We start from the raw sequence: 21,204 nt of genomic DNA on the forward strand, positions 1-21,204 counted from the left end.
AATGGGTTATTAACCCTAATTTCTATTTGAGTTCTTGATGAAAGGAAGGCAAAAGTCTGAATCAATATATGAGTTATTAACTCGGAGCGCTTGTCTTAGTGTACTTTTGCTTCCTTTCTCATTCTAAATTTAACAATAACAAATCTAAAGGAGCGGAGTCGAAATATGCCTTGAATGGCGCTATACAGGCTTCGACTGAGTTTATCCTGAGCCCGACGAAGGGCTCAGCCTGACAAAAACCACTAATTTGAGACAGTCTCTTGATCTGAATTTTATTTTTTCCACCAGTGGTAGTAATTATGCAATCCGTCATATTCAAAACCACATTTTGGATAAAGCTGATTGCCTATATGGTTTGTTTTTTCTGTTTCAAGCATTAATCCGCAAGCGCTGGTCTCATTACACCATTCTTTACTTCTGTCTATTAACGCTACAGATAATCCCAGTCCACGATAATCCGGATGAACAAATAAATCGCTTAAAAGCCATTGCTTTTCCAGTTTAATGTAATGGTATAATTCGTACAATTGCACAAACCCAGCGGCTTTATCGCCCACATAGGCAAGAAATATATCCGACTCGCCGTTATTTATTCTATCTCTTAAAAACTGCTTCCCTCTCTCGTAATCCGAAGATTGACGATAAAATACCCGGTACATATCAAATAGTTCTGCGGCATCGTCCAAATTTCCAATGGTACCTTTTACAATAGTTACTTCTCTTTCGGTTACATCCGTATTGGATAAGCTTTCTTTTGAATTTAATGTTGTTGACATATGATAATATTGATTTTGATGATGATCAAATATCTTTAAAATCTGGATGAGTAATATCATCCAGATTTTAAACAAAAAGATAGTCCAGTTAGGATGTATGCAGGTAGATACCTTTGACTCAACCTATAATTCCGGATAAATAGGAAAGCTTTTTATAAATAAAGCCACTTCTTTCTTTACCTGCTGAATTTCGACATCATTATCAGCATGCATTAAAGTACGGTCAATCAGGTCTACAATTTTAATGGTGTCTGTTTCCTTTAACCCTCTTGTTGTAATTGCGGGTACTCCTACCCTTATCCCCGAGGTTATTAAAGGAGATTTATCATCAAAAGGAATAGTATTTTTATTGGTGGTAATATTTACTTTCTCCAATATTTCCTGCGCTTGTTTACCGGTCAGGTTTTTATTTCTGAGATCAATTAATATCAAATGGTTATCGGTACCGCCTCCTACCAGATTATATCCTCTTGTAATAAATTCACTGGCCATCGCTTGTGCATTGGAAATAATCTGCTGCGTATAAACCGTAAACTCTTCCGTTAGTACTTCCCCAAAAGCGATTGCTTTAGCCGCAATAACGTGTTCTAACGGACCTCCTTGTGTTCCTGGAAAAACCGAAAGATCTAATACCTGAGACATGGGACGTATTTTCCCTTTAGGGTCTTTTATACCTAAAGGATTTTCGAAATCATGCCTAAGCATAATAACACCTCCACGTGGACCACGTAATGTTTTATGTGTGGTTGAAGTAACGATATGACAATGATCAAACGGATCGTTCAATATCTTTTTAGCTATTAAACCTGCCGGATGTGCAATATCTGCCAACACAATTGCTCCTATTCTATCAGCAACATCACGAACCCGTTTATAATCCCAATCTCGGCTGTATGCAGAACCTCCGCATATAATCATCTTTGGGCGTTCTTTTAAAGCTATTTCTTCCAGCTGGTTGTAATCTACCAAGCCGGTATCAGGATGAAGACCGTAAAATAGAGTCTGGTAATTTTTACCGCTGAAATTGGCCGAACTACCATGTGTCAGATGTCCCCCCATCGCCAGATTTAATCCCAAAATTTTATCACCTGGTTTAATACAAGCCTGAAAAACTGCAGCATTGGCCTGAGATCCACTATGTGGCTGAACATTTGCCCAGCTTAAATTAAATATCTTTTTTAAGCGATCTATAGCTATATTCTCTATCTGATCTACAAATTCGCAACCTCCATAATAACGTTTTCCAGGATACCCTTCTGCATATTTATTGGTCAGAACTGTACCCATAGCTTCAATAACCTGCAAAGACGCAAAGTTTTCAGAGGCTATCAGTTCTATACTATTTTGTTGACGATACAGTTCATCCTGTATCAATGAAAAAATGTGATTGTCTCTTACCATACTCTATTTATATTAAAATGTATCATACTGATTATTAAGTATAAAAACACGATTTATTTAAGTTCTGTTTTAAGTGCTTTCAGAAAAACATCTGCTTCTTTAAAACTTATATTCAGGGCAGGTAATAACCTGATTATATTAGGCTTAGCCTCTCCTGTAAAAATATAATGCTTATGAATCAGATTAGTCCGGGTATTAGAAAATTCCGGAGGCAGTTCTATACCTATCATTAGACCTTTACCCCGCACTTCCTGAATTGTTTTTATCTCTTTAAGTTCCTGTAAAAGATAATTACCCACCATTGCCGCATTGTCTATGAGTTTATCCTGTTCCATAATCTCAATAACTGCTAAAGCTGCAGCACAGGCTAAAGGATTACCACCAAAAGTGGTACCCAGCATCCCTTGCTCCGGTTTTAATTTAGGACTAATTAACAAACCTCCGATAGGAAATCCGTTCCCCATTCCTTTGGCTATGGTATAAATATCTGCGTTAACACGGGCATAATCATGAGCAAAAAATAAACCACTTCTTCCATATCCGCACTGTATGGAATCTGCAATAAAATAGGCCCCATATTTATTACACAGCCACCGTATAGTTGCCAGAAAATGAAGATCCGAAACACGAATCCCCCCAACGCCCTGTATACCTTCAACTATAACAGAAGATATTTCTCTTCCGTGTTGTGCAAAGGTATTTTGTAAGGCGTCTATATCATTATGCGGAAGAAAAATCACATTATCTGTTTCATTTACAGGCGCAATAATGTTTGGATTATCTGTTGCAGCAACGGTTAATGATGTACGCCCATGAAAAGCATTTTTAAACGAAATAATTTTCTTTCTGCCATTGGCAAATGAGGCAAGCTTTAAAGCATTCTCATTAGCTTCTGCTCCCGAATTGCATAAAAACAGACTGTAATCTGTTTTCCCGGATATATGACCTATTTTTTCTGCCAACTGCTGTTGTACAGGTATTTTTACGCTATTGGAATAAAACCCTAAATTGTTTAGCTGGCTGGTAAGACGTTTTACATAATGGGGATGAGTATGTCCAATAGAAATAACCGCATGACCACCAAATAAATCTAAATATTTCTGTCCTCTTTCGTCCCAAATATGACTGCCTATTCCTTTGACTATACCAACGTCTGTTCTAGCATATACATCAAATAAATCCATATCCCTTTTTATTTGCAAATATCCGGGGATTAAGAAACTTATTTATAGTCCAGCTTTAGAATATACCAGTAGTCCAATACTATGCCGTAAAAAGAGATTATCATGATAAATCTTTCTGTAAATATTATATTCTCTCCAACGTCTCATAAGATAATGCATAAACATTGCCGTTTCCTATCTATTGTAATAGTTGGTCTTATTAATTTACCTGCAATATTTTTGAGCCTTCATTTTCTATCCCTTTTTTATCAATGGTAATGAGCTTGTATATATTGAGCTGACCGGCTTGGTAATTTTTTGTAGCTACGGCTTCCATATCTCCATTGATGGTTTCTATAAGCACAAATTTTTTTCCGTCCCATTTATAGAGTTTATAAGAAGCTACATCCATATTCGGAATTGTCCACTTGAGAATGAGCTCTCCTTCAATAAATGCAGCTTTCAGGTATTTAGGACCAAAATTACGTTCGTATGCATTATGATAGGTAAAAGGCAAACTAAATGCACTCGAACGATTTTCCTGTATGGCTTTCATTTTATAAGTATCGCCATCTTTAGGTTTTGGGATTTCTAAATAGTTCTTTAAAGCGGGTATTGTTCCATTGGCCAATAACTTAAAATCTGCATCGCCTTTTGACTTGAGATAAACAGTAAATGCCGCATTATTTTCATTTTGTAGGCTATCTGTTGTCCATACGAGATGGTAAGTGGTATCGTTAGTGGTTAAAACTCTTAAATCTTGTGGCGCATTTAAAGGAACTGTCATGTTTTTATAGAATACAACAACTGTATCAGAAGCTAAGCTTTTATGGTAAGAATTACTTTCGGCTACAACAATATATTGGTACATGGCATTATTCTCCAGTGTCGACAAACTATCTGTCCATTGATATTTTTTGGTATTGTTTGCCGTGATAGCTAATGATGCAGCAACAAATTCTCCTTGATTTTGTGCTCTTTTGCGTACATAAAATGCTTTGCTATATTCATCATCACTTTCCCACGAAACGGTAATGTGCTTATTTGTTTGTGTTGCTTTTATATGTTGTACTTTGGCAGGGATAATGGTAAAATCGGGCATGGTAAATACCGATGCAGACTGATAAATGCGGTCTGAATTATAAGGTATCATATCAATTCTATAGAAAAAAGCTTCGTTGGCATCATCTACGCGGTCTGTGTAAGTGGTTTCATTACCATTAAGCATGGCAACAGATTTAAAACCGGTATCTTTTTTACGACTGCGCTGAATAATAATTCCTTTTACCATAAAGTTGTTTTTCATCTCCCACGATAGTATTACGGCATTTGTACCCCTTAAGTTTTGTACTTTAATATTTCCAGCAACAGGAATAAGGTCGGCCGGATAGGCATACGTCCATACTTCGTCACTTTTTGCTTCATTGTTTATCAAGGTCTCTATACGATACTGATAAACTCCGGGGTTTTTCCGGGTGAAAGTATCTACATACATCCACATACTGTTACCCGGTATTTTTTTATTGGTTTTTATCAATTCATCAGCATTTTTGCTCTTACGATAAATATTTATAATAATACTGTCTATTGATACCTGAGGATGATATTGGAGTAGTACATCTCCGCCATCGTATTTTGCAGTGAGGATGGGTGGAGCAGTTTGCTGTTGTAGCTGTGCTTTTACTTTAAAGCATGTTATTGTAAAAAACATTAACAGCATGTATTTTAATGGTTTCATCATCTGTCTAAATTTAATTTGCGTTTACCTGAGAGACGGTTTAAAGGTGAATTTGTCCTTGTCTTTCGTCATGTTCAAATCCAATCCTATACCTAAAGAGCCTACACAATAATTAATTCTACCATTTATGCCAAACAATAAGTTCCCGGTCAGTCCTTCGCTGCTATTAAATTTCATGTTGAAATTGCCATTGGTTCCTCCTGAAAGTCCAATAGTACATAACTGTAAATCGTAGTAACAGGATGCCTGAGCAAAAGCTTTACCTCCTATACTTATTTCTGTTCCATTAAGGTACGCATATAGGTCTATTCCTGCCGAGAAATCAAATACGGGGACAAAGACACCCACTATAGGGATACTGTTAAGGCTTGGTCCGGGTAAGTGCGGAAAATCGTCTTTACCGAGTGTCTTCATTACGTTTACATAAAAACCTTTAAGCCCGGTATTGAATGTTGAAGGTAGCTCGTTATATAAAGTAACATTAAGCAGTTTGTTTTTCATATAACCCGGCAAGGCACCATTGTAATACCCTAAGGCTATACCACTCTGAAAACCGCCAAATATGGCTGCCGGCAATGCACTTACTTCGGCATTTGTAATGGCGCCTACCAATACAAAACCTTTACTGTCCATTTGTAAATCTACAGTACCGGCATGAACAATTACCGGGCCTAGAGGAAAGTTTTGACCACTAAAAGCTAATGCACCCTGAAAAATTTTGTTTTCAAAATCGAATGCTAAACTCAAATCGCCAAAAGGTGTGCTGATATCTGATAATTTTATGGCCTTATTGGAATTTTTATCGGTTTCTATTCCGCCTTTTATTTCGAAATCGATTTCGTCATTTCCTTTTTCTAAAAGGTTCTTACCCGCTATGATATAATTTTTTGGACGACCTGTAAATTTAAGATTGTTCCAAATGTTATTAACCACCTTGGTACCACCGCTTACAATGCTCAACGATTTATCGCCCATTATAATTTCCTGATTATCCAAAAAATTCATGATAATGGTATTTTGTGTGGCTGTCGTTGTTTTATTGAGCCTGCCCCGTAAACCGGGTATGGCATCTGCAAGGGAATTTTTGTAAATCAGTACTTTTCCTTCAGCTGTTAGATTATTGAGGCTAAGCGTAAATTTATCGGCCTCGAAACGAACTTTTCCGGCTGCTTCTATTTCTATCGGTAACTTATCTACCGATAGGTTAACTGTACCGTTATCTTTAGCAAATTTAAAACGGCTGGTGATATTGTTGTTAGCTCCAGGTATATTAATATCGCTGTTGCCAATAAGTGTAAAGAAGTTGTTTCCTACCTCTATACCACTTAATGTTTGAGAAACTACATTATAATAATTGAGCTTTTTCTCATCCAATATCAGGGTGGTATGCTTGGCATCGCTGTATGCACTAAATATTCTAACATCTATGGTTTGACCACTAAGCCCGGGTAGGTTTCCTGCATATGCCACCACTGTATTTTCTATACCTGAAAGGTTTAAGCGATAATGTGGCTTTTGGTCGAATGGTGCTGCATCATCATAGCTTAATGTAAGTTTAGCATTCGGCCTTATGTTAAGTGGTACTACACCGCCTAATGTTAATGCTTCGTTACCATTCAGGTTTATGCTCCCTAGGTCAATAGCTTTGGGCATAAGCATAATATTGTTGAGCGTTACTTGTGGCAAATCTGTTGCCAGCACACCATTGATTACTTTAAATCCGCCCTGATTAATATCGTAGGCAAGTCCTTTTCCTTTGATAGTCCATTTTTCGAGTGGTATATTAATTTCTCCGGTGTATTGATTCCATTCAATGTTGTTCCGGCTTATTTTGATTTGTCCAGCCTGAATAGTATTTATACCCACCAATGGGATTTGCAAATTTACACTGGCATCTAGATAAAAAGCGGTTTTATCAAAAGTACCGGAAGTTAATTGAGCAGGGAAATTATGTATCTGAAAATCTGATTTTCCATACAGTGCCATAAGATTGTAGCTAGTAACAGGCTGACTTCCTCTATTGGCATACAAAACAGGTAGAAGTGTTGTTGCAATAGTTATCAGTTGTCCATTAGGAAGCCTTGTTCCAACCGGTATATTCAACAGAAACATACCGGAATATTGATAACTAAAATTGAAAGATAATTTTGAAGTGATGTAACCTTTTAATACACCATTACCTCCATTTTTTTCTATGTTAAGTTTTTGCAGGGAATTTGCGGCATCCGTACCCAGAACCTCAAAATTGTAATCATTAAAGGCTATAACTTTATAAGCGGTAAGTTCTAATGGTACTTTTTCATTTAAGGGTTCTATGGTAGTACCCGTAGTTCCTTGTATAAGTCTTACTGCCAGCGCATTAAATGGCAACTTTAAAGTACTATCGGCAGGCTTAAAAGTATTGTTGCCCGGTATTTTCACAAAACTGCCCTTTAAGCTAGTTGCTTGTGCGGTAGTATTGATACTGCTCACCTCAATGGGAATACCCCAAATTTCAGCTTTAGCATTGAGCGTTGTAAGCTCAAAGTTAGCTGTGCTTTTACCTATTGCTGATGTTCCTTTTGACATTTGTTCTTGAAGGATATAAGCTTCGTTACCACTTTTTACGGCATATACTTTTACAGGTAGATTGCCTTGAATAGAAATGGTAGTACTCATTCTAGGCGCACTCAATGCTTGTACGGAGCCGCCACCACTAGTAACGGAAATAAAGCCTACATTACTTTCAACATTGTTCAGTGTATAGTTACCATTGGCATCGGTATAGGTTTCTGTCTGCACTTCGCCATCGGCATTGGTGCCGGTTATGGTATAAACTCTGGCATTAGCCACCGGCTTTTTGGTTTTGGCATCTACTACGGTTCCGGTAATGGTTTGTCCGGTTTTTAAAACAATATTAATCAATGTAGCTGTTTTGCTCAAGGGTATAATTTTATAATCGTCGTATTTAACATAACCATTTGCAGTAACTGATATCTTAAATTCATCATCTGTATTAGCAAGTGCTATTTCATTGGTTAAACCAGTGCTTTGGGTCAAATACAATAATCTGGACATGTTTCCGATAGTAATCTTTGCCTTGTCAATCGGTTTTCCATCTTCATCAATCACTTTAAACTGCACCCTATGCAGCTTTTCTTTCAGTACTATTTTGCCATCTGTATTGTTAAGAATATTAGAGATTTTGCTTATACTACCATCTGCTTTGATGTTAACAAGGTTTAGCTTTTCTGCAAAATAATTATCAACTGTGGGCACAAGCTCTATGCTTTGCATACCTGTTGGGACATTACTGATATTAAAATAACCGGTTTTGTCATTTTTAATATATGGCCCGCTGCCTACCCTGATGTTACAACTTACCGGTTCATTCTTCTCGTTAACAATATAGCCACTTAATTTTCCGGCTCCCTCCATTTCCTGTTCAACCGTAGCAGGAAAGCGTTCACCCGGCAATATTTGCTGGCCGGCTGCTATTTCTTTATTTTTAAAACCGGTTTTCGAAAGTATAATATACCATTTCGCATTTTCGTTAATATCTGTAAGTTTAAAATATCCGTTTTCATTGGTAATACCATTATCTACTTTTGCAAGGTTAGTTTTTAAATCAATTGATATCATTTGAACCTGAACAGAGGGGATTCCCTGAGGTATGCCATTTTGTATGGTAACCGCTCTCAGGTAAATCTCCGGTTTCTGCGGTTCAACCGGCAATGATACTTTTCCGGTGCTTACCTCAAAATCAGAATTGAACGGTGCAATAAGCCCCGTCATATCCACCTGCTGCTTGTTGCCAATAGCGTCGCTCGATGTAGTTTTATAGGTTACTGTACCATCAAATGGATTATTAACGGCTACTGCTTTATGTGTATGGGCAAGCAGTAGATTTTTGAAGGTGGCCATTCCATTAGCATTGGTTTTTGCAATATCTGTAATTCCATTATTGCTCTGTGCGTAACTATCAGCATTGGCTTCTACAGGTATGGTTTCCGGATTATCTTTAAAGGAAGTAAAATTGGTAGGAATAGAAAGTATGTCATTTACACCGGCTTTTATTTGTACGGGTACTTGTGTTTCGGTTATTTGCACCTCGTAATTTGGGATACCGTTACCAGCGGTTATACTTTGTTTTTCTATGTTTTTTGATGCTGAAACAGTTACTTCCACATTGTACGATTTTACAAACACAATATCATCGGCAACAGTAGTTGTTTTGCCTGATTTTGGAAAAACAATTAAATCAGGGCTGGTATAGTAGCTAGTTTCTGCACTCATTAAATTTGGATTGCTGCTAATGTAATACCAATTTTCGCCCACTATTAATTTGGCAGCACCAAAATAACTGTAACCATTTTGCGAGCCTATGTAGCCGAACTTCTTATCGGCAGGAAAAGTAAATGCATAACTCCCATCGACCTTGGCTTTTGTGGTAGATATTAAGGTATTATAAGGTATTTTTAAACCGTTTAAAGGAAGTTGTTCATTGTTGTAATCAAGTTGGTCAAGCAATGTTATTTCTGTAAATTTCGTAGGATTTTTGCTGTTGCTTTTATAAATTACATAAACCAGGTTCAGCATTACGTTTTTAAGCGGATATTGTTTGTTGCCTGTAGGCGAAACCATAGGAAAACGATTAATAGCTGCAACATCAGGAAACTTATCATTATCATAGCTATCCTGATATATTGTTCCGGCAATACCGGTTATGGCTTTAGTGGTAACTTGCGGAAATGCCAAATTGGTTTCTTTTGGTTTTTCGCCCACATCTTTATAGCGATAATACAAACGACCTGTTACTGATGACGAAACCGGTGTGTTTACAATAGTTTTCTCTTCTTCAGTATAAGTAAAACTTACAGGTAGGCTTTGTCCGTTATTTTCTATGCGTGATAAGGCTGGTTTACCTTCGGCAAGTAATTTCTTTTGTTCTGCATAATACCAGCCGGTATCGGCAGGAAAGGCCGTAACTAAAACAGCATAAGCAGAACCGGCTATTAACCCACCCGCTGTGATGTCTGATTTGGTTAAATCTGTGTTAGGATTAAAGTTCAGACTTGTGCCATTTGTTTTTTTGCTAAAAATAACCATATTGGCACTTACAGCCTCATTTAAAGTAATGCCTTTGGGTATGCTGATGATTTTCACTTCATAGTTTAAAGGATAGCTTAAACCTTTAACTGCATCCCAGCCTATGCTGATAAGGGGTTGCATATTGTTAGCAAGCTGCTGATAAGTGCTTCCGGTTTTTGGCGAACTGATTTGAGGAGCCTTTGCTAATCCCTCTGTATTTTGAATAGCAGATGTGTAGCTAAAGGTATAAATACTACTCCACCCATCATTATCAAAACTTAAACTATTGTCGTTAATGGTTGCTTTAACTCTCCATGCATATTTTTTTCCGTCAACAAGCGTAAAATCTTTACTGGTTTGAAGGTATTGGTTTTGGTTAAGTGTTTTGTTGAATAGAAAACTGTTTTTGCTAAATAAAACAGCAGTATTAGTAGCGCTAGCAGGTACTTCTACTACTTGCAGAGTGTAATTAATTGGATTGATGTAATTGGTCTTACTCCACAAAAAAGCTAAGCTAGCATTATCTGCTGCCTTCAAAATCATATCATTAGCCGGACTGATAAGTTGTGGTGCTTCCTCTATCTTGCCATAAGTAAAAATGCCGGCCGCACTAAATCCATCGTTTTTAAAAATAATATTGCCGAGTGGGTCAATGGCTTTTATTCTCCATGCATAAGTTGTATTGGGTTTTAGCGGTGGGTCTGAGGGTGAAAGTACATAAGATGTACTGGTGAGCGTTCTGTTAATTAAAGGAAATGAGCTTGCATTTAAAATCTGATTGGGATCTGCTTTTACCAGAGCAGGCATTTCTGCCAGTTGAAACTGATATTGCGTACCCATAGGTACCGTTGTGGTATTTACCCAGTTAAAGATTACACTCTGAGGAGTTGTGGCTGCAATACTTATGGCATTTAAAGGATTTATCAATATGGGTGCATCTGGATAGGATATGGTTAGCGAAGCACAACCCGGGCCGGTAATCATGGTGCCACTGCCTATGGCTGTTCCCGGTCTGCCGTTTGAAACCCTTACACAAAGTGTATAGTTTCCTTCAGGCAAGCGGGAAGAGGTAATTAATTTGTTTTTATCTATACCTTTAATATCCAAACTGTTTAAATCGAAAATATCTTTTAGTGCCAGACCGTTAAGCTGTTTGGTTTCGTACGGATTTAAGGTAATGGGATTTAAAGGTACATAATCGGCTTTTGTAGAAATGGTGATACCGTTGTCGCCCGTAAGCGTAGCTAATAATTTAACTTGTTGACTTATAGCTCCTGTATTTTGTAATACCAACAAAACTTTTCCGGCATTAATACCCGAATAATCTGAATAATAAGGAGAGTAAGGCGGAATAAGGGTTAGCGTGGCATTAACCACAGGAAAGTCTGTTTGTGCTTTTAATTGAGCTACGCTAAACCCTGTAATATTTAATAATACGGTTAAAAATAAAGCAAGCAGGTTATTGTATTTAGGACCTTTCATAATCCGAACTTTAAAAAGAGTGTACTAATCCAAAATTGGTTCTCAGCTCGTTAAATGTTGGCAACGAGCTATCTTTAGAATTGCTATTCAAATAATTTAAGCTAAGGTTTATAGCGTTACGCTTGCCTAAACGGTATGCAGCATTCAGGTTTCCATTTAAAATGCTACCTGCATCAACTTGGTTGTTTTCTTGTAATTGATAACTTAAAGATGCACCTAAATTTAGGCTTCCCTTAAAAAATGACTGCCCTGCACCAACGGTAGGGCCATAGAAAATCGTTTTTCCTATAGCTGTTTGAGCAGTAGTATAATTGAAATTAGCATTTAAGTTTAGGAGTTTTTTTAGGAAACCAATCTGATAAGAGAGATTCACGGTTTTACTGTTAGATTGACTGTTGGGTTTGGTAAATTCGTTCAAATCGACCAATGATTGAAGGTTACCAACCAATACAAAACCTTGGTTGATATTTTCCGAAATAATGCTGTATCTGAACAGAGAACTCAGGTTATGATTGGTTCTGGCTACACGGAATTGGTCGATGACAGGATTTAAACCTCTGTCTTGTGTAATACCGTAGTTGGTATAACGTAAATCTATACCGTAATTCAATTTATTGAAAGAAATATTTGTAGAACCAATCTTCCTTTTTGAGCGCACTTCTTTGTCTCTTAATATATCATCGTACTGTAAACCAAAGCTACCGCCCAATTGTAATTGGTTTTTAAATAATCTTATTGCAGTTTCTAGTGTATAATTTTCTACATCTGTTTCGAAATAATAGGCTCCCATTGAGTTATAATCGGGGTCAATACGTCGGTATTTGGCTTTTATGGAGTAACTTAAAGCGTTATAGCTTAAACTTCCCTGTGCTGCGGTTGATATACGACTGGAGCTGTTAAGGGTAAACAGTTTTTTTACAAAGTCATATTTACCTAAATCCGTATTTTTTATGGTATCTGCAATATTACGTGTATATAAACTGCCGGAAGCATCGACGTCTACTACAAAATGCTTCAAAAAAGTAAATTTAGATGAAATGGCCAATACTGTATTTTCGGCAGGTGTAACCGATAAAGATGAAGGTCGTTTAGAAAGGGAAGTACTGTCATCTTTAGCTTTAAGATAAATCACGTCAAAATGATTTTTCTCTGTACCTATACCAACCTTTGCACTATAGCCTGTTCTTTTATAAGCAGGTTGCTGTGCTAAACTTAAAGGTTGCCCCAGGTCTTCTTCTATGGCTTTATTGAACCTGCCATAAACAAAGCCAAAACGCAGCTTGCCGGGATTTAGCTCAATACCACCTCCTAAAAAATTATGCCCTGCCAGCGAAAATGGAGAAAATTCCAAGCTTCTCCATCCGGCATGCAAGGTTAGCCATTTATAGGTTGGACTAATGCCGTATTGATTGAAAGGTTGCGTATAGCTTTTTTGCTGATCGCTTAAAACAACTGAAAAAGGAAAGGCGATACCATAGATGCTTAAAGTTGGTGCACCATTTAAAATATAGGTGAAATCTTTTTGCCTTGCAGGAATACCGTTAACACTGTAAGTCCCCATACCCACACCCAAAGTGCCATTTATGGTAAATGGTTTTTGTGTGGCGATATGGCCTAAATCTTGAGCTTTGAGCATCAAAATCCCTAAAGAAAAACATATTGAAAGTAGGAATTTTGTATTCATATCCAATCTTTAATCATGCATTACTTCGCAATTTTTTGTTACAATTGTTCATGAATGACAAAATTAAATCGGGTATTTAAGCTTTTATTGTAAAAAAGCCCAAACTTGTTTAAAGAGAATTGAATCTCAGAAAATATTCTGAATACCAGAAAGATTAGGTGAATGAGAAAAGTATAATTTTAAAACACAATAAGTTTTTCTAGCTTGCTACTCCCACTTTACCAGCACTTTACTCCCAGTATACTCCCACCTTACTTGCACTTCTATAAAATCAAACACTTTTTATAGACGAAATATGTTCTGCTAAATTTTTAAAGCTCAGATGAATTTGTGATGGGGAATACCCAAAAAAATGCTTAAACTCATGTATGAAGTGTGACTGATCGTAATAACCGTGATTTTCTACTATTTCTATCCAGCTTTTATTCGTGGCTTCTTTTAAAATCTTCTTGGTTTCATTAAACCTGATAATTCTACTATACATTTTAGGAGAAACTCCAATTTGATCTTTAAAATACTGCTCCATTGAGCTTTTAGACATACAGCACAAACTGTTTAATTCTTGAATAGAAATATTACCCTTACTTTCTGTTATCAGATCACAAGCCAAAGAAACCCGGTTAGTATCTATTTTGTTATTATCTCTCAACTGACTTAATAACCACTCTTGTAAAATTTCAACCTCTTTTGCTGGATTGTCAGCATGGTCCACAAGTTTAGCGTAAACTTCATTTACAGCATTACCTAAAATATCCTGCATGGCTATACTTTCATTTTTTAACAGATGTTGCGGTACCCCCAAAAGCTTATAAGCTCCAAATGGTTTAAATAGGACATATATAACCGATAAAGAAGAAGCTTTGATAAGACGGTAATGATCCAGTTGTCCGGTAAAGTTAAAACGAGTATTATAACTTCTATTTAAACTAATCAATTGATGTTGCTCACTTAAAATGAAAGAAAGTAAACCATAGCCTACAGGAAAAAGATCTATATTATACAAAACATGAGCATCTGTTGCATAAACAACTACAAAACCTTGTATGTATGGCTCTAAGGCTGGATGTGGTTTATAAAACATTGGTTTTTGACAAAAATCTTAAATCAAAAATAATAAATTCCAATGATTAAAGCTCTCTTGGTTACGGAAAACCACAATTTGATTAAAAGTCTGTTTAAATTTTTTATAGATTATTTTGGAGTAAGACAAAGCGTGTTTTTGAAGAAACAGCTTGCTTCTATCTCAAAAAACATAACGAAGTCACTACTAAAAAATTATTAGATGAATTTTAAACAGGCTCTTAAATAGCTTTACTTTTTGATGAAATAAACAAACATTTCTTTTCTGATTTTAAAACCCATAGATTCATAAATTTTGATTGCCCGCTTGTTACTTATTGTTACATGTAAAAAAGGGATTTGGTCTTGCTCCAGTATCCTTTTAATTTGGCTCATCATAAGTTGTCCTGCATACCCTAAGCCTAAATATTGAGGGTGGGTACAAACCGCACTAATCTCTGCGTATGGCAAAGCATGCATTCTTTGTCCTGCCATGGCAACAAGTCCATCATCCTCAAATATTCCTTGATAATGGCCAAATTCTATTGTTCGGTCCTTAAACGGGCCAGGTCTGGTTAGCTCTGTTAAAGCTAACATCTGAGGTATGTGTTCATCAGATAGCTTTTTGATATTCGCTGAGATTTCCTTCCTAAATAAAGGTTCTTGGCAGATCATTTGTAAAATGGGCACTTTATGGGCTACGTTCCAGATGTGTGGGATATCTATCTCTGTTTCAGCAACAATGCCAAACGTATCGGCAATATCTCTGGTGTACTCATATAGTTTGAATAGATTTTCTGACGAGTTTTCCTCAAGTCCAATGAAAGGAGAGATATCCGAACGATATAATCTGATTCTGCCTTCTCCAACCGAAAGGTCTTTATTTCCTGTGTTTAGAGCATTCCAGACAGGATTGTCTAGTATATGTGTCATGTTTGCTTGGTTTTGTTGATGAAATGTTTAGCTATTCTGCGTTATTCAAAGGCTAAACAAACTCTGTATTATTCAGCTAATTCTTAAAGAAAGATATGCTAATAATATTTTGATCAAAATTTACATTTCAGAATATATTTGAAAAAACTTCTTTAGTTAAACTTTCATATTACGATATAGTTGTTTTTTGCAAAATAGAATATTTCAAGAGCCTATTTAAATTTATGTTGTAAAATTTTTATAGGCTATTTTTGATTGAGCAAACATATACTTTCACTATTCTAAAAAACAATAAGTAAACTTAGAATTATTGATAGATATGAAGCATGCTTCTCCAGGGACTGATCCAATATATGCTTAGAAATCTATACCCTACAGAAATTGCGCTTAATCCAAGGATTGTTGATATACGAAAAAAAAGAGGGTCTTCTTGATGAAGACCCTCTCAGCGGAGAAAGAGGGATTCGAACCCCCGGACCTGTTACAGTCAACGGTTTTCAAGACCGCCGCATTCGACCGCTCTGCCATTTCTCCGGGGGCAAAGGTAATAAAGCTAAGTATATTCACAAAACATTTTTTACATTTCATGCTAACTCACTTGTTCCCAAATAATTTCTTTTAATTTATCCTCTAAATTTGTGCAAAAAGCAGGATGCACTGCCGATGTTTGAATGATTGTACTCCTTTTTGCCGTCAACCAACGGAATCTGGAAGGTACATCTAACTCCCCTATAGGTCCTCCATCCTTCCCTCCTCGGGCTATTTTAACAAATGCATCTAGATGTGATTTTATCTCGTCAACATCTACATCTTTATACAAACTAACTAATCTTTCTTCATTAAGCTGTACATCAACATGCAATACTTTTTTTGCAGAACAATAAATAATAACACCTACGTTTATAAACTCCTCGCGTTCTACCCTGGGTACTACACGAATTATGGCATAATCAAATAAATGTTTATCCTGCATTTTGTACCTCTTTTACAATTACCTCTGAAGAATAATCTCTCCTCTCCTTTAGATATTGCTTATAAGCCGCTTTATGATCTGTAACACTATCAAAAGGAGAATCATTTAACCAGCTTTCAGGGATCATATCAACCAGATTATCTAAAAAAGTATCGTCTATTAAATGCGACAACTCTTTATCTGCTTCTTCTATTTGAGTAGCTTTTTTCAAAAGCACATGATCTTTGATTAATTTGAATGGCTTTTGGGCTTGCTCCTTCCAATTATGCCAGGAATGATGAAAATATAAAGAAGCTCCATGATCTATTAACCACAATTCTTTGTGCCATATTAACATATTGGTGTTTTTAGCCGTACGATCCATATTCATTAAATAGCTATCTAACCAAACTACTTTTGATGCCGTCAACTGATCAATATCATTAACAACCGGGTCGTAAGTTATCGAGCCCGATAGATAATGTAAGGCCAGATTAAGTCCTTCGCTAAATCGTAACAAATCCTGTATCTCTTCGTCCGGTTCTGTTCTTCCAAAAGCTCTATCTAAATGTGCAAAAACTAACTCAGGAACTTTAAACCCCAGTTTTCTGGCTATTTCCCCTCCTATCAATTCTGCTATTAACGCTTTTGTTCCCTGCCCTGCCCCTCTAAATTTCAATACATATAAGAAATCATCATCACCTTCAATAATTGCGGGCATTGATCCTCCTTCTCTTAATGGGGTAATATATCTGTTGACATTTATTTCCCGCAATGTGCTTTTTTGTTCCATTTACAACTTTTTAAGCATGAATAAATTCCCATGCGCTCTTGTAACTTCCTTCTTTCTCTATATAAGCCATAAAGTTATTATAAAATTCGTTTTTAGAAAGTGTTGAGCTATCGCCTATAATCACTAGTTTTTTCTTTGCCCTTGTGATGGCTACATTCATTCTTCTTATATCGGATAAAAATCCAATCTGTCCCTGATTATTGCTACGTGTTAAACTGATATAAACAACATCTCTTTCCTGCCCTTGAAAACTGTCTACAGTATTTACATCCAGATATGGAGAAAATTGCTTAAAAAAATCATCCATTTCAACAATACTTTTAATTTGCTCTGTCTGTTGCTTATAAGGAGCTATAATTGCTACGGATGGTTTTACCGTTAAGTTTTCCAAATATTCTTTTAAATGATTAATTAAAAAAGTAGCTTCATCCGGATTAAATATAGAAGTTCCATTCATTTTCTCTTCAAAGGAACAACCAGCTGTATCTATAAACTCTAATGGTAAATCTGATGGAAAAACAGTTTCCTGTGCTACACTTGGGTCTGCTTTTAAATTTCCTCCATAAAAAACCATTGAACTATATCCCATAATAGCTTCATTCATCCTATACTGGGTAGTTAATAAAGAAACTTGACTTGGATACTTTAAAGCACATTTTTCTAGCAAAGTGTCTCCCATACCTTCGTTTTCTGCTTGTTTGGACTTTATCGTAGGCGGTAGCTGAAGATGGTCTCCTGCCATGATTAGCTTACTGGTTTTTAAAATTGGTATCCAGCATGCGGGTTCTAAAGCTTGTCCAGCTTCGTCTATAACAACTACAGCATATTTTCTGTCCCTTACAGAGAAATGATTACTGCCCACCAAAGTTGCTGTAATGACCTCTGCCTTATCCAGAACATCTTTTGTTATAAATGATTCCGTCTGCTCTACTTCCTTTAATATCTTATAAGCTTCATCAAATAATGCCTTCCTCTGTTCACGTTCCAACTTTCCAAAATTGCGCTTGTACTTATGAGCCATATTTTTATATTCTGCAGCCCGCTTCTTTAAACTTTTGATATCCTTATAATAATTATGACTGCTTGTTTTCGCTTCTAGAGTTAACCCGATAAGTTTTGACGAAACCCTTACCGGATTACCTATCCTAACAACATTAACACCTTGTTCGGCAAGTTTCATACTCAATAAATCTACTGCCGTATTACTGGGAGCACAAACCAATATTTGCCCATTAACCTGATTTTTAAGAGCTATTATAGCATGGGTTAAAGTAGTGGTTTTTCCTGTTCCGGGCGGACCATGTAAAATAGAAAGATCATTAGCCTCCAAAATATGCTGTACAGCTTTATTCTGGCTTTCATTCAATCTGTTATTCTTATATTCACAAATACTTTCGCTTTTCCCTGGATCCTTCGTCCCCTGAAGTACTTCTATCAACGATGCATCTTCATTTTTTACTATACGTTTATGGGCTGTTTTTAAAGCATGCTCCATCTCATCATAGCTATTGTTATCGAACAAAACTTCAACACCTAACTTTCCTTTATCTGCCCAATCCGGAAGTTCATCTGTCTTAAAAGTAATCTTCATGATATTTCCAGAAACATGCGAAACAACTCCTGAAATACTTTCTTTTGGGACTGTGTAATTACTGTATAGTAAAACAGGGACTCCAAATTTGAACTGATGCTCTAAATTTGTATTCGTTTTTCTTTCAACTTCTACTGAAAGATAATCCCCTCTCCCCAATTCTGTGTTTTTGATAGCTATTGGATACCAGGTTAAACCTGCTTCTTTTTTTTCTAAAATAGATAAGGATATAGACTGTTGCTCAAATAAACTTTGATCTTCTTTTTTCTCTATATCTAAAAGTCGTAATAGTTCCGAAAAATATGACATGCGCAAAGGTAATTATAAAGTATAGATTGAATACTAGAAATTATAGCTCTTAGAAATCAGTATAAAAACAAAAGCCGAACGTAAAACGCCCGGCTTTTAACACTCAATCAATAAAAAAATTATTTTTTATAAATATTATTATTGTTTACATATCCAGATTTCATGAGGTACCAATCTTTGTATTGACTACCTCCTGAATTTGCCCATTGTTTGAAATGGTTATAGGTATCTTGTATATTAACAGATTCTACAGGATAATTAAATTCTCCGATAAAATTAAGTGCAAAAGGACGGTTATCCGAAGTTAGATAATATTTTCCCTGTGCTGGATTAGAAGCATCTTTAGATGTTCCCAATAAACTCGTATTTGCTAAACTGGTAGGCTTATTGTTAACCAAATGAACCTCTTTACCTCTATTTACATTACTAATCAGGAATGGATTAAATGGAACCTTAGCTATAACATTAGCCTCATATTCCGAGGTTAAAAACGTTGTAGTTACATTCACACTATCTCCTTTGTAATTGGCATTTCCATTGATTGTATTTACATAAGTGGCTGCTGCTTTAAATAATGATTTCACATTATCAAATGGTACAATAACCGCTTTTGTATGTCCTTCTTCTAGGCCTTTTCCATTTAATTGTATATAGTTAGCTGTATGTTTATATCCCGTTGATGATTTTACAACTGATGCATCAAAAGGAAACTCAACGCCAAAACCATTTCTAAAAGTAGCTCCAGATGCTAACGGCACATAATTTCCTATAACATCTTTAACTTTGTTGGAAGAATTCATTATAAATTTATACCTGTAACTCACAACCAAATCATTAAAATCGTAATCTCCTTCAGAAGGCCATTGATCTTCAAAAACTAATGTTCCCCATACATCTTTACTTGGATAATATCTTGTATAAGCTCTTTCAGGGTCATTTGGAAACTCATCCAACACATCTGGCACCCCGTCTCCATCGCTATCGGTAACTTTATCTTCCAGGTATGGAATATCAGTAGGGTCTATCGCATCTACCGGATTGGTTTGTGCAAAAAACACTAAATCATTAAAATCATTATCTGCCTGTGAATTATCTCTCTTCATATCCTCAAACCCTACTAAAAACACTTTTTGAGATTTACTGTACAACAGAACATTATGTCTTTTTAATGCAAAGTCACTTTCCGGATTAAACTGTTCGTCACTATAAAATTTGGTATTCGCTGTATTTAAAGAACCATCATCTTTATAGGCATTTTGTATCAATAAAAAACCAATAGAAGTACCTGCAGGAAAACGACCTATTTTCACCTTATCTCCCATGAGCATATTTCCTTCACCAATATGTCCTTTCAAAGATGCATTAGGAAATACAAGATGTATATCTTTGATATCTTCTACTTTAGCAGGCTTATTACCTGATGGATAAGTATAATAAGCCAATGCATTTCTATAGTTAGCGCCTTCGTGTACAAAAGTAATCCAAACATCAGATAAAGCTCCTATATTTAAGTTACTCGGTGTTTGTGCAGCAATGTATTCAGGATGTAAATATATACCGTCTTTTCTCTCGGGAAGAGACGCATTAATTTCTTTCATCAATTCTACCAGATTTACCGAATTGTCCGGAACAAGGTTCAACGGTCTCCCTAAAGCATCGTATTGAGATTTATCATAATGATAAGTAACACCATCTGAAGAAAGCAACTGAGCCGCAGGTGATTTTACACTTGATAATGATTTTTGTACAACAATATCACCTACATAACCGGTTGCACCACCAATAATTAAATTTGCCCGATTACTGGCATTTAATTTTACAGTTACTTCTCTAAGTAAACCTACATAAGCAGGATCTACTACAATTTCGTTAATATAGGTAGGAACGGTTACAGTTAAAGATAATTTACCATCAGCACTGCTCACGGATTTTGCTATTTCTGCACCTTTTGTAATATCCGTAGATAAATAGAAAGACGTTAGTACACCTGATACAGGTTTATTATCCCTGCTTAAAAGCTGTACTTCAATAGAAATATTTTTTGTAGTTGAGAAATCGAATCCTTCCGGAGCAAGTTTCCCATTCAACAAAACATTATTCTGGTCTGCATCTAGTGTTTGTTTATTACACGATGCTAAAGCCAGAACAGAAAATAAAGAGAGCGCTAAAATAGACCTGTTCATAAGTTTAATTTCATTGTAATTTTTCAATTACCTAAAACAACTATAGAAACAATAATGCCAATAAATAAGT

Annotated in this window: 12 protein-coding genes and 1 tRNA gene; all 13 read right to left on the reverse strand. The window is 36.1% G+C overall.

From position 1 onward, the window contains the following. Positions 1–272 precede the first annotated feature (272 nt). The 13 genes from ACFSAH_RS17620 to ACFSAH_RS17680 all read right to left on the reverse strand — a co-directional run bounded on the left by ACFSAH_RS17620 (position 273) and on the right by ACFSAH_RS17680 (position 21,134). A complete protein-coding gene (locus ACFSAH_RS17620) occupies positions 273–776 on the reverse strand; it encodes a GNAT family N-acetyltransferase (RefSeq protein ID WP_379664064.1) in 504 nt (167 codons plus the stop codon). Positions 777–899: 123 nt separating this feature from the next. Further along, positions 900–2,177 (reverse strand): serine hydroxymethyltransferase, encoded by a 1,278-nt coding sequence (locus ACFSAH_RS17625; RefSeq protein ID WP_379664065.1) that lies wholly within the window; start codon positions 2,175–2,177, stop codon positions 900–902. A 53-nt stretch (positions 2,178–2,230) separates the two neighbouring features. Beyond that, positions 2,231–3,361 (reverse strand): aspartate aminotransferase family protein, encoded by a 1,131-nt coding sequence (locus ACFSAH_RS17630; RefSeq protein WP_379664066.1) that lies wholly within the window; start codon positions 3,359–3,361, stop codon positions 2,231–2,233. Between the two features lie 199 nt (positions 3,362–3,560). Continuing rightward, positions 3,561–5,081, reverse strand: a complete 1,521-nt coding sequence (locus tag ACFSAH_RS17635; RefSeq protein WP_379664067.1) for a fibronectin type III domain-containing protein — start codon at positions 5,079–5,081, stop codon at positions 3,561–3,563. Between the two features lie 21 nt (positions 5,082–5,102). Next, positions 5,103–11,630 carry a hypothetical protein gene (locus tag ACFSAH_RS17640; protein ID WP_379664068.1) on the reverse strand — a complete coding sequence of 2,176 codons (6,528 nt, stop codon included), beginning with the start codon at positions 11,628–11,630 and terminating at the stop codon, positions 5,103–5,105. Positions 11,631–11,640: 10 nt separating this feature from the next. Continuing rightward, on the reverse strand, positions 11,641–13,314 hold the full coding sequence (locus ACFSAH_RS17645; protein ID WP_379664069.1) for a hypothetical protein: 1,674 nt from the start codon (positions 13,312–13,314) through the stop codon (positions 11,641–11,643). Positions 13,315–13,585: 271 nt separating this feature from the next. Beyond that, on the reverse strand, positions 13,586–14,395 hold the full coding sequence (locus ACFSAH_RS17650) for a helix-turn-helix domain-containing protein (protein ID WP_379664070.1): 810 nt from the start codon (positions 14,393–14,395) through the stop codon (positions 13,586–13,588). A gap of 230 nt (positions 14,396–14,625) precedes the next feature. Next, positions 14,626–15,306 (reverse strand): GNAT family N-acetyltransferase, encoded by a 681-nt coding sequence (locus ACFSAH_RS17655; protein WP_379664071.1) that lies wholly within the window; start codon positions 15,304–15,306, stop codon positions 14,626–14,628. A 449-nt stretch (positions 15,307–15,755) separates the two neighbouring features. Beyond that, positions 15,756–15,840, reverse strand: a tRNA-Ser gene (locus tag ACFSAH_RS17660). Between the two features lie 55 nt (positions 15,841–15,895). Beyond that, positions 15,896–16,279, reverse strand: a complete 384-nt coding sequence (locus tag ACFSAH_RS17665; protein ID WP_379664072.1) for a DUF3037 domain-containing protein — start codon at positions 16,277–16,279, stop codon at positions 15,896–15,898. Continuing rightward, the gene (locus ACFSAH_RS17670) at positions 16,269–17,051 is read right to left on the reverse strand and encodes a HipA family kinase (RefSeq protein WP_379664073.1); all 783 of its coding nucleotides are present in this window, start codon (positions 17,049–17,051) and stop codon (positions 16,269–16,271) included. The genes ACFSAH_RS17665 and ACFSAH_RS17670 overlap by 11 nt, the downstream gene beginning before the upstream one ends. 10 nt (positions 17,052–17,061) lie before the next feature. Continuing rightward, entirely contained in the window at positions 17,062–18,951 is a 1,890-nt protein-coding gene (locus ACFSAH_RS17675; RefSeq protein ID WP_379664074.1) for an AAA domain-containing protein, read from the reverse strand. A gap of 119 nt (positions 18,952–19,070) precedes the next feature. Beyond that, positions 19,071–21,134 (reverse strand): LruC domain-containing protein, encoded by a 2,064-nt coding sequence (locus tag ACFSAH_RS17680; RefSeq protein WP_379664075.1) that lies wholly within the window; start codon positions 21,132–21,134, stop codon positions 19,071–19,073. Between the last annotated feature and the right edge of the window lie 70 nt (positions 21,135–21,204).

The organism is Pseudopedobacter beijingensis (genome assembly GCF_042678145.1).
GTDB lineage: Bacteria > Bacteroidota > Bacteroidia > Sphingobacteriales > Sphingobacteriaceae > Pseudopedobacter > Pseudopedobacter beijingensis.